The organism is Sphingobium sp. TCM1, assembly GCF_001650725.1.
Classification (GTDB): domain Bacteria; phylum Pseudomonadota; class Alphaproteobacteria; order Sphingomonadales; family Sphingomonadaceae; genus Sphingobium.
The window spans coordinates 1-10,701 of the sequence record NZ_LXVX01000026.1 but is presented as its reverse complement, the minus strand read 5'-3'; the positions used below and the strand labels follow the sequence as shown (position 1 = coordinate 10,701).

At 58.6% G+C, this 10,701-nt stretch carries 10 protein-coding genes and 1 pseudogene; 3 read left to right on the top strand and 8 right to left on the bottom strand.

Features of this window, described 5'->3' with window-relative positions; all coding sequences use genetic code 11:
* A partial coding sequence (locus A7Q26_RS25265; protein WP_157102582.1) for a hypothetical protein occupies positions 1–1,153 on the bottom strand: 1,153 nt, incomplete at its 3' end.
* 217 nt (positions 1,154–1,370) lie between these two features.
* Between A7Q26_RS25265 and A7Q26_RS16700 the strand changes: the two genes are divergently transcribed.
* Positions 1,371–2,357 (top strand): ABC transporter permease, encoded by a 987-nt coding sequence (locus tag A7Q26_RS16700; RefSeq protein WP_232313841.1) that lies wholly within the window; start codon positions 1,371–1,373, stop codon positions 2,355–2,357.
* 82 nt (positions 2,358–2,439) lie between these two features.
* Here A7Q26_RS16700 and A7Q26_RS16695 read toward each other — a convergent pair whose 3' ends face one another.
* The gene (locus A7Q26_RS16695; protein WP_066861757.1) at positions 2,440–3,282 is read right to left on the bottom strand and encodes a phosphotransferase family protein; all 843 of its coding nucleotides are present in this window, start codon (positions 3,280–3,282) and stop codon (positions 2,440–2,442) included.
* Positions 3,283–3,527: 245 nt separating this feature from the next.
* On the opposite strand from A7Q26_RS16695, the gene A7Q26_RS16690 reads away from it, so the two are divergent.
* Both A7Q26_RS16690 and A7Q26_RS16685 read left to right on the top strand, forming a co-directional pair.
* Complete coding sequence (locus tag A7Q26_RS16690) at positions 3,528–4,490, top strand: replication initiator protein A (RefSeq protein ID WP_084439173.1); 963 nt, start codon at positions 3,528–3,530, stop codon at positions 4,488–4,490.
* A 462-nt stretch (positions 4,491–4,952) separates the two neighbouring features.
* The gene (locus A7Q26_RS16685) at positions 4,953–5,831 is read left to right on the top strand and encodes a helix-turn-helix domain-containing protein (protein WP_066861755.1); all 879 of its coding nucleotides are present in this window, start codon (positions 4,953–4,955) and stop codon (positions 5,829–5,831) included.
* 660 nt (positions 5,832–6,491) lie between these two features.
* Here A7Q26_RS16685 and A7Q26_RS16680 read toward each other — a convergent pair.
* The 6 genes and pseudogenes from A7Q26_RS16680 to A7Q26_RS26025 all read right to left on the bottom strand — a co-directional run.
* Complete coding sequence (locus A7Q26_RS16680) at positions 6,492–6,821, bottom strand: hypothetical protein (protein WP_066861753.1); 330 nt, start codon at positions 6,819–6,821, stop codon at positions 6,492–6,494.
* Complete coding sequence (locus A7Q26_RS16675) at positions 6,818–7,537, bottom strand: ParA family protein (RefSeq protein ID WP_066861750.1); 720 nt, start codon at positions 7,535–7,537, stop codon at positions 6,818–6,820. The genes A7Q26_RS16680 and A7Q26_RS16675 overlap by 4 nt, the downstream gene beginning before the upstream one ends.
* A gap of 185 nt (positions 7,538–7,722) precedes the next feature.
* On the bottom strand, positions 7,723–8,382 hold the full coding sequence (locus tag A7Q26_RS16670; RefSeq protein ID WP_066861746.1) for an ABC transporter ATP-binding protein: 660 nt from the start codon (positions 8,380–8,382) through the stop codon (positions 7,723–7,725).
* A gap of 71 nt (positions 8,383–8,453) precedes the next feature.
* Positions 8,454–9,290, bottom strand: coding sequence for an NAD-dependent epimerase/dehydratase family protein (locus tag A7Q26_RS16665; protein ID WP_198162964.1), 837 nt, complete (start codon positions 9,288–9,290; stop codon positions 8,454–8,456).
* A gap of 11 nt (positions 9,291–9,301) precedes the next feature.
* Entirely contained in the window at positions 9,302–10,339 is a 1,038-nt protein-coding gene (gene gmd, locus A7Q26_RS16660) for a GDP-mannose 4,6-dehydratase (protein WP_066861742.1), read from the bottom strand.
* 133 nt (positions 10,340–10,472) lie between these two features.
* Positions 10,473–10,701: pseudogene (locus A7Q26_RS26025) on the bottom strand (hypothetical protein); the annotation flags it as partial.

Here is a 10,701-nt window from a genome sequence, read left to right as displayed (position 1 = left end):
GCGTCTGCGCAAGCTCGACATTTAGCTGGTCGCGTTCGCTTACAACATGTGCATATTCAAGCGATTTTTGTTCAGCATGAATTTTTAGATCAATTGCCTCTTTATTATACCAATAAAAGCTATTGCGCGTCACTCTATCATGGTAAGACCAGGCAGAAATAAAATCGTCTCTTATCTTAATAGCGAAATCGGCGGAAATTTGACTATCACAATTTGATATTATTATTTTTGTAAATTGATTTACTGTATCAATAAATCCCATTTTATCGTTTATTGAAATAATAGATGCATCAAATTTGTTTTCTACATCAGAGAGATCGACCGAGGCAAAAACCATCTTTGAAAGCTTTGACTCTACGATTTTCCTAAGTTCACTATCGTTTGCAATTGCAGTAGTATCTATAACGAGATCGGCATGGTCTACGCATTTTGCATATAAATAAATATGCATTATTGTGAATAATAAAAATAAATCTTCGTTTTTTGTAGATGGTTGTGCATTCAAAAAAAATTCTCTCAGACAATTAATAAATTGATCTTTATCTCTAGATTTATCAACAGTCTCCAATATCGTTGATACAAAGTAATCATTTCCTTTCAAGCTTTGTCCAGAATAAGATGCCCATTGATCAAATATATTTCGATAAACCAATACGTTATTAACTGACATGGCTCTCTTTATAGAAGGCATTCTTCCTAGGCTTCTTGTTTCGCTTAGCACTGGTATTTTTCTATTTTTGTAGCCCTGCTCTATCAAGAGCTTTATATATGATATCTCCTGCAAAGATAATTCACCATTTATTCCATCATTAGGAATGAATCTTTCAAAAGTCATGCTTGAATCAAACAATTCTATACCGCCGCCCTTTTTTAAAAGGGGTAAGAACTCCAAAAAATAAGGTGCTTGTGCAGGATGGCCTGATGACCAACTAGAATGATTATTGGAATTTAGAGATTTTGCATCAGCATTGACCAAAGACTCATGAAATATCTCATAATATGCTAAAATGTTCGGAAGCTTTCGAATTTTACTCCACAACCAAGTGCTTGATGTGCGAAAGCTAGAATGAATAAATAAGGGAGGTGGCAAAATATGAGAATTCTCTAAATTAAAACTATTTAAATTAACCATAGATATATTCTGGTTTGACATAGATATATTTCTTTCTGTACGGCTTCGTCAGAAGCAGCAAATTTCGATCTGTGTATGCAAGATTCCGGGCATATCGTGCAAGGCTTGCGTTCATTGGCTATGCACGTGGTGCAGGGTTGGCGCGGATGAATTTCAAAATGCCGTGCCGGCGCATGGGGAGCATCGCAATGGAGATGCTTGGACTCATTCGCCTACGCGTTAATGCAACAGTGGACTGTTGCCCCTGATCGCCCGATACAATGTCTGGGATCGTGGGCGTTCTGTTGCTGTCTCTTGCCCCGCGCTGGGCTTCGACAGGGAGTGCGCGCAATACGGACCAGCGATCTCCCTGCCGCAGTGGAACGAGAAATCTTTTATTGTCGCCGTATCCGGCTATAGAAGCCCCATTATGACGATGATTTCAGATGTTTCAGGCTCGACCGGCGACCGCGGATTTTGGCACGGCTTGAGAGTTCAGGGCAATGTCATCGGCGCCTTGCTGATGCGTGAGCTGCACACCCGCTATGGTCGTGAAAATATCGGTTATCTGTGGGTGTTCCTGGAACCCCTCAGCCTGGCGAGCGCCGTTGCATTGCTGCACGCCGGGCATGGGTTGCCGCATGGTGGCATTCATCCTGTCCCATTCGCCATCCTGGGCTACACGATGTTCCTTATGTTCCGTGGAATGGTCACTCGCGCCGATGGGGCATTGGAATCCAACATGCCCCTCCTTTATCATCGTCGTGTGACCATATTCGATATGATGCTGGCACGTGGACTGCTTGAAGCTGTCGGCTCAATCATGTCATCTGTGGTTCTGATGGGTTTGATGGGGATATTGGGGCTGACTGAAAGTCCAAGTCGTCCCTATGAGCTTCTACTCGGAATATGGCTTCTGTTCTGGTTGTCATTCTCGCTGTCGCTTTTGATATGTGCTTGGACCCACGATAACAGGCTGGTTGCCCGCTTTGTTCATCCCATCACTTATATTCTGATGCCTTTGTCGGGCGCCTTCTATCAGGTCTCATGGATTCCTGAACCCTATAGAAGCTGGCTGGGCTGGTTCCCCCTGACAGGCATTTTCGAACTGTTGCGCTACGGCCAGTTCCATATGGCGAAGGATACCTATGTGTATGTTCCCTATATCGCCGGCTGCTGTCTGCTACTGAGCTATGCGGGGCTGGTATCCATCAAGGTGACCAGGCGCCATATTCACCTCCAATAGGGGCGACGGCGTGTCGCCCTCAGCGGGCGCCATGACGTCGGGGCGTTGCCTCTCCTGTCAATCTGCCGATCGCCATATCCGATCAGTCTTCCCTAATCCCCGCCCCCGCCAACGCCCGCGCTAGATAGCGGCGGAAGGCGGGCGTGCGGCCTGCGTCGCGGGCGCGCAGCCAGGCAAGCGCGACGACCGGGCGCCAGCGGGCCATGTCCGCTGCGCTGACCGGCGTTGTCGCGCTGAGATAGGTGCGCCGCAGCCGCCGCGCCGCCCAGTCGCGCCACAGGTTGGTGATCCAGTCATGGGGCCCGGCGCCAAAGCGCATCAGCATTTCAGAGCGCACCGCGTCCGCCGCAGGGTGGCCACGCGCGGCCTTCGACCAGTCGATGACCATCAGGCCCTTGGGCGTCATCATGACATTGCCCAGGTGCAGGTCGCCATGGGTAAGCGTATCGCCATCGGGCAGCGTGTCGAGATAGGCGGTCGCGGCCTGCTGCAGCGCGCGTGGTGCCGGACCATAGGCGATGTCGGTCGCGAGCACCTGCTGCAGCGACCGCAGCTCGCCACCCGGCGCGTGATGCATAACGGCGTGAAGCCTGGCCATAGCGTCGATCGCCTGCGCCGCGCGCAGCGGATGCTTGCGGATCCAGGCCATCAGCGTCGTGCCGTCGAGCCGGGGATAGACAAGGCCGCGCCGCCCGTCGCGGTCATGACGCCCGATCGCCGCCGCAGTCGGCACGCCGCACGCGCCGGCATGCACCGATGCCGCTGCTTCGCGCGCGATCATCTCGTCCGATACGCTGGCGCGAAACAGCTTGAGGACGCGGGGCCCCTGCCCCCGCTCCTGCCCCTCTTCCATCGCGAACAGTTCGGCGCTAGCGCCGCTGGCGACGGGGGACATGGGATTGGTTCGAGGCTGGGCGGGGTCCATTCCCCCTCCTCTGCCGCGGTCGGGCCGCGCTTTCAATGCCGGGCTGCGGTCCTCCCCTGTCGATGACGCGAAGAATATTCATAGGATAGCCATAAAACTGCGGGCCTGGGCCGGGGGTCGCGCGGCGCGAGCGTCTGTCTCTTGCCGTCCGGATGGTCTATGACGCCCGGCAATGCCGGCGCCCCGCCATTCGTGCTTTCGAGTAGGAATTGCCGCCGCGGCACTATTGGGAGGACACGATCATCATGGCCAAGCCGCAGGGCGAACTCTTCCAGCTCGACAGCCCGCTGATAGGCGAGATCCGGGGCGAACGGTCGCTGATGGCCTTTCCCTTCTTCGCGCTCGCCAAAAACGCCTGGATGAAGCCGCTCAGCTATTCGACTCCCACCGTCACCATCGACGTCCGCCCGTCCGCGCGTGGGGTCGCGACCATATACGACAAGGAAATCGTCCTCTACATCGCCAGCCTCATGGCGGCGAAGATCGACCAAGGGGTGAGCATATCGCAGGACTTCACCTTCACCGCGCACGACCTGTTCAGCGTCACCGGCTCCAATCACAGCGCCCGCTCCTATTCGCGCCTCGCCGATGCGCTCGAGCGGCTGCAGGGCACGCAGATTCGCACCAATATCGAGGCGGGCGGCGAGGGCGAGGAGGGCTTCTTTTCCTGGCTGTCGGAAGCGAGGCTGCAATATGCGCGCTCGACGAAGGGCGAAAAACGGCTGAAAGCCGTGAAAGTGCGGCTGTGCGACTGGCTCTATCGCGCGATTTTGCGCGACCGGCAGGTGCTCGACTATGCCTCCACCTATTTCCAGCTCGGCCCCATCGAACGGCGGATCTACGAGGTTGCCCGGTCGACCTGCAGCGACGATGCGCCGCTCGATGTCGACCTGCAGAGCCTCAAGCTACAGATCGGTTTCCAGAACCCTCTGTCCAATTTCCGTATCGCCATGCGCCAGATCGCGACCGCCAACGCCATCCCCGATTATGACATCCGTCTGATCGAGGAGGCTGCTGCCCCCGCCGCTGCGGCCGCCCGCGCCGATGAAGGGAGCGGACCAGGCGGCGACGAAGCGCCGCGCCGCGCCGGGCGCCGGGCGGGCAAGGCGCGGGTCTTCATCACCCGCCGCGCCCCCGGCCCTGTCGAGCCGCCCCTGTCGCACTCTCTTGGCCCCTTGGCTCTGATCGAGGCGCCCGCGCGCGATTGAACGGGCCGCGCCGCGCGGGCGCAGGTGATTCGCGCGGGTGCGCTATTCCTACTCGAAAGCACGAATGATGGGGTTTTCATTCCTACTCGAAAGCACGAATCAACGGCTATTCCTACTCGAAAGCACGAACGATTTTCACCATTCCTACTTGAAAGCACGAACCGCAAGCCCTTCCGAATTAGGATTATTGCTGTAATTATGCGGCTCGTGCCGGCCCATGCTGGCGCGTGATCGATGATGTGATCGGAAGAAGGGGCGGCCGTGACCACATAAAAGAACGCCCGGCACGAAGGCCGGGCATCCGTTGGTGTAGTGGAACGACGTCGCCAAACGTCGAGCCGGGGGCTAAAAGGCCCAATCAACCCCGCTTTCCTACGCCAGATCGAACCCCGTTTCAAGGATGCGCGCTTCGCGCCACGCACTCTTTTTACCTGGTGGCGGCCCTTCGCGACGGAGGGACGAATGGGAACACTTGCCTTTGGCGATGCCATGGCGACGGCGCTGCGCGCCAGTGCATCGGGCCGGCGGACCGATGCAGGGCACGCGCAGGGCCATGACTGGCCCCGTAGCCGATCAGCCCCCCCCCACCGCACGGGGGCGCCGGTGCTGCGCGGCAGCATCGAGGAAGGGACCTTCGAGCATCGCTTCTTTGCCGTGCCCGCCCAGGGGGAAACCGACCGGCTGCTACGCTTGGCGCGGCGCGCGCTCGATGTCGGGCGGCAGCTGAGGCGCGCGGCGCGGCGCGACGGGGTGGAACTTTCGCCCGCCCAGAAGCTGCTGACCACGCTCACCGCGGCCAGCGTGCGCGTGTTGGAGGAATTGCTGATGCTGGCCCGCCTCAATGCCGGGCGCGTCTTCCCGAGCTATGACCATCTGGCCGAGGTGACAGGGCTGGGCCGCGCCACTGTGGCGCGCGCGCTCGCGCTGCTCGAAAAGGTTGGCTTCCTCGTCCGCCAGCGGCGCTTCAAGCGGGTTGAGGGCGAAGGCGCGGGGCCGCGCTATGCCCAGACCTCCAACGTTTATCGCGCGATTCTGCCACAAGCGGTGCTCGCCTGCCTGCCGCGTTGGATGCGCCCTGCCCCGCCGCCCGACGATGTCGTCGTCCGCGAAGCTGAACGGCGCGAGGCGATGGCGGCGATGCGCGCCAGCCTTGAGCCTGCCGATCGTCGCGCGGCGGCCGACAAGGGCCTGCTCGCCAAGCTTCTCGCCCGGATTGAGGCGACGCTCGATGCGCAGGATTGTGAGTCTCAAAAGCATCCTCAACCCCTCATTCAGTCTTATAATAAAGGGAAAAGCGGAGTTCGCCTCACAGCCAAGACCTCCAACACATATCGGAAATGAAGGGGAAGCCTCGCTTCCACGCAACCATGCTATAATGCCGCAAATGCCAGAACGCGCCGCTCCGCGACGCGAATGCTCCCCAGTGGGAGCAAGCGGCTTTGGCCGTGGTTCATCGCGACACTGCGTCTGGCGGCACGGGTGACGATGAACAGAGCCGCTAGCACTTGATCTGAAAGCGATACCCGGTAGCTATCGGATAGCATTTGCCGTCACCTCTCCCTCCCTGACCTTCTGCCAGAGGGACACAAGGCTGGGCTGCATGATACCGATCGAAAAGCTGCCCGCGCGCTGTATCGCCTGGTCGGCAAACCCGAAGACGGCACTAGCACTCAAGGACAGGCGCAGGATGGGCAGCATTCGGGCTGGCAGACAAGGCTACCGCAGGTCCGCGCGGTCATCGAGGAGCTGCACAAGCGAAGCCCCGCGATAAGCGAGGCTGGCGCGACAATCGTGCACTATGTCAGCGCCAAGGAATCGGATGTCGCCACAGCAGCGATGCCGCCAACATCTGGCGCTTCATAATGGATGTGCTGCACCAGGATCTGACGCACTAGCCATGAGAATGGCGCGCGGCAGTCGCTGCGACGGCGGCTGGCAGGGGGATGACCGTCGTTTTGACAGCTTGGTCCTGAAAGCTATCTGATAGCTGCCGGATATCTTCTAGATATCCTTTTGGGCCGCGAGAGCGGCGATCGCCTGTTCTAGCACCGCTCCCAGCGGTAAACCTAGGGCGTCGGCGACGCGGTAGAGCTCGGCGACCGTTTCCTCGGTCGCTTTGATGTTGATCTGCCGGTTGCGTCCAGTGGTGTGGCGGCGCGGGGTGCGCGCCGGGGCCACAGGGGCGGGGGAGGGAGCAGCCGATCCCACCGCTTTGCGACTGGGAAAGCCGCTGGCCGCCGCGATTTGCTCGATTGCCTCAGCAGGCACTGGCTTAGCGGCGTCCTGCGGGGCGAAATCAGTGAGGTCGCCAAAGGGGTTGGCCCTGCTCATGCTGTACGTCCCTCCCGTGCCGGTGCCGTGTAATCTCTGCCCGCCGCAACCGTTCGCGCGCCGCGCAGCCGCTCGATCACCTCGACTGCAAACTGTTCTGCGTTCGCAATCGCCTTGTCGAGATTGGGCACATCGCCCGGATCAAGTGCGTCGAGGGTCTGGCGGAAGGAAAAGATCGCGCGGAACGCCTCGCGCTCGTTGAGCTGCGTGTCGAACAGCGGCACGCTCGCCTCTGTCAGTCCATCCTGGATATGGCCCATGGTACGGGTGCGGATGATCGGCGAGGTGCGCGAGAGGAGCACGCCATAGGGCACGGCGCGCCCGGTCATCCTCTCATGTTGCTTGAGGACGCGGATCGCCCGGCTCGCTTGTTCGGCATCGAGCTGCGACCCCTGCATCGGAATGATGACAAGATCCGCCTGGCTGACCGCGAGTAGCACGATCTTGGCCGCTGTCCCTTCCAGATCGACGATGACGAAGGGTGCACTGGCAGCCGCATCCTCGATCCGGTCGAGGATCGTGTCCTCGTCGACGTCGGCCATGATTGAGAGCGTTTCAGGTAGCGCGGCATCCTTGGCCCAATTTGCGATGGGGCGGTTGGGATCGGCGTCGATCACGCACACCTGCGCCCCGCGCGCGAGCTGGGACGCAAGCAGCAGCGCCGCCGTCGTCTTGCCGACGCCCCCCTTGGGGCTGATGAAGGCTATGGTTGGCATGGGGCAGGGGTGTAGCGGGTGGATACCTGGGAAGCAACCGGATACCACCCGGATATCGTTCAGCACATGACCGGATTGCTTTACCTCGATGCAATGGGTGCTTTTGTCGCGCCACTAGCGGGGTGGCTCATTTTCGTTCCAGCGCAGCAGCCTGTTTCACCAGGCGCCCTGATAGGGAAAACGTCTCAGGCTGCGGCCTGATTATGCATGTGAACGTCGATGGCCTCATTGATGCTGTCGTAGAATGTCAGCACACCTTTGTTGAGGACGGCCCCGCGCGTGCAATAGGATCGCAACGTGTTGGGGTCGTGACTGATCATGATCAGCGTCCCGGTTTCGCGCCGATAATGGAGTGCTTCCTCGCAGCGCTGGCGAAATCTGTCGTCACCTGCGGCCGTGACTTCGTCGACCAGATAGCAGTCAAACTCGATCGCCAGCGATATGCCGAATGCCAGCCTGGCCAGCATGCCCGCCGAATAGGTGTGGATCGGCTGATGGAAATAAGGGCCAAGCTGTGCGAAGTCTTCGACATAGGCGCACAGTTCCTTGATGTCCTTCTCATAGATGCGGGCAATGAACCGGGCGTTGTCGGCTCCGGTGAGGCTCGACTGGAAGCAGCTGGCATATCCTATGGGCCAGGAACAGGATACCGTGCGCTCGATGCGTCCGGCGGTCGGTGATTCAACACCAGATATCAATCGCATCAAAGTCGACTTGCCGGCGCCGTTCGCACCGCAGATGCCCAGGCTCGTGCCTGTCGCAATCTGGAAACTCAGATCGCTGAAGACGGTCTTGTGGAACCGCCGGATATGATATGTCTTCGATACATTCTGGAATGAAATCATTATCTTTTCGCAATACTGCGTTCAGCGAAGCGACGTTTCAGCAGGCGTGCTGATGGTGCCCGCCATCGTCATCAATCCATGGCCTCATACAGCCATTGGAGCGTATCGTCGATGGCATGCGGACGCCAGTCGGGAAGCGTCTTGCGAAGAAGCGTGGCGTCACCGCCCAGTACTTCCACATCGCCCTTGCGGACGAAGGCGGGATTGACCTCGATGTCGATCCGATGTCCACTGAGTGCCGTCAGCGTTTCGATGATGTCGCCGATCGATGACACGCTGCCGGTCGCGATGTTGACGACGCGCGGGACGTCCGGGGCCTTGACCAGGCCGACATAGGCGTCGGCGACCGAACGGACATCACCGAAGTCGCGCCGCACCCATGTATTGCCAAGCTCGATCACGGGGGCGCGCCGGTGGAAATGATCGACGATTTTGGGCACCAGATATTTGGTGTCTTGTCCTATGCCGGTGTAGTTGAATGGCCGCGTAATGACGATGTCCAGCTTGTCGGCCCAGAGCCTGGACCCCAGTTCCATGCCGTATTTGCCGATGGCATAATGATTGGCGGGATTAGGCGTCGCTTCTTCAGCAATCAGGCCCTGGGCGTTGGGGCCATAGACCTGGGCGCTTGATGCCACGATGCATCGTACCCCTTCCGTCTTGCGCGCCACCGCATCGAGCAGGTTGAGTGTACCGATCTGGTTGACCATGTAGAAAGGATGCCAGTCGGCGGCATTGACGAAGGCATGTCCGGCGAGATGAATCACATGGTCGAAATCGGCCGCCTGGACGGCTAGATCGGTAGCCTCAGGATCAGTAAGGTCGACCTTGAGCGGGAGCGGTGTCACCCCCGCCCGTTCAAGAGCGTCGGCAACGAAGCGACCGGTAAATCCAGTCGCTCCAGTCAACGCCACCCGCATTAGAAGGACCAGCCCGCAGCATTACGACGCATGTCCGCCTCGACCATCAGCTTGGTCAATTCCTCAAGCTCCACGATCGGCTTCCAGCCCAACTCGCGCTCGGCCTTGCCGGGATCGCCGATCAGCAGGTCCACCTCGGCGGGACGGTAGAAAGCCGGATTGATGCGAACCCGGGTCTTGCCGCTCTTGGGATCAACACCGACCTCATTCTCGTCCTTGCCCGACCATTCGAGCGTGACGCCGATCTGCGCGAAGGCGAGCTCTACGAAATGGCGCACGGTTTCGGTGCGGTTGGTCGCGAGAACATAGGTGTCGGGCGTGTCATGCTGCAGCATCAGGCGCATGCCTTCGACATAATCCTTGGCATAGCCCCAGTCGCGCTTGGCATCGAGATTGCCCAGTTCGAGCACCTCGGCCTTGCCATGGGCGATCTTGGCGACGGTGTCGGTGATCTTGCGGGTCACGAACTCACGGCCGCGCAGCGGCGATTCATGATTGAACAGGATACCGCTCGTGCCGAAGATGTCGAAGCTCTCGCGATAGTTGACGGTCAGCCAGTGGGCATAGAGCTTGGCCACGCCATAGGGGCTGCGGGGATAGAAGGGCGTGTCCTCCTTTTGCGGGATCGCCTGCACCTTGCCGAACATTTCCGACGTCGATGCCTGGTAGAAACGGATCTTCTTGTTCACTGTGCGGATCGCTTCCAGCAGATACGCAGCGCCCAAGCCGGTGATCTGGCCGGTGGTGATCGGCTGATCGAACGACACGCCCACGAAGCTCTGGGCAGCGAGGTTGTAGACTTCGGTCGCTTCCGATGTTTCGATCAGGCGGATCGCGGAGCCCATGTCGGTCAGGTCATATTCGACCAGCTTCAGATTGGGATTATCGGTGATGCCCAGTTCGTCGATACGCCAGAAGTTGACCGAACTGGTCCGACGATAGGTACCATATACGGTATAGCCCCGGTTTAGAAGATTTTCTGCCAGATAGGCGCCATCCTGGCCGCTGATCCCGGTAACTATAGCACTCTTCGTCATGTGATGGGTCCCCTGCTGAATCGCTCGTCTAGTAGAGAGAATATGTATCAATGCCTAGGCGATAACTTAGGGGGCGTTTGCGGGAGGGGGCGGAATCCTACGCCAAGCTCGCCCAGATAGCCGGCGCGAGATCTTACTTGTTGCTGCCTTCTACGGTCGCGCCAGAAAGGCGACGGCTCAGTTCTATCCGGCGATGGCTACGCATTTTGAAGGTGTCTGGCCCAACGCGCCGATACTCAATGAAGCCGAGAGAACGCCAAAATCGCTCTGCCGGGCTCTGTTGCAAAAATCGTGAAGCTTGAGCATGCTTGGCGGAGATTGGACGGACGGAACGATGACGGATTTCAAGTGGCGCCATTTCC

Excerpts from the sequence above, each read along its gene's own strand:
- A7Q26_RS16685 (WP_066861755.1), top strand. The coding sequence starts at position 4,953 with ATGGGAACACTTGCCTTTGGCGATGCCATGGCGACGGCGCTGCGCGCC.
- A7Q26_RS16675 (WP_066861750.1), bottom strand. The coding sequence starts at position 7,537 with ATGCCAACCATAGCCTTCATCAGCCCCAAGGGGGGCGTCGGCAAGACG.
- A7Q26_RS16695 (WP_066861757.1), bottom strand. The coding sequence starts at position 3,282 with ATGGACCCCGCCCAGCCTCGAACCAATCCCATGTCCCCCGTCGCCAGC.
- gmd (WP_066861742.1), bottom strand. The coding sequence starts at position 10,339 with ATGACGAAGAGTGCTATAGTTACCGGGATCAGCGGCCAGGATGGCGCC.
- A7Q26_RS16670 (WP_066861746.1), bottom strand. The coding sequence starts at position 8,382 with ATGATTTCATTCCAGAATGTATCGAAGACATATCATATCCGGCGGTTC.
- A7Q26_RS16690 (WP_084439173.1), top strand. The coding sequence starts at position 3,528 with ATGGCCAAGCCGCAGGGCGAACTCTTCCAGCTCGACAGCCCGCTGATA.
- A7Q26_RS16680 (WP_066861753.1), bottom strand. The coding sequence starts at position 6,821 with ATGAGCAGGGCCAACCCCTTTGGCGACCTCACTGATTTCGCCCCGCAG.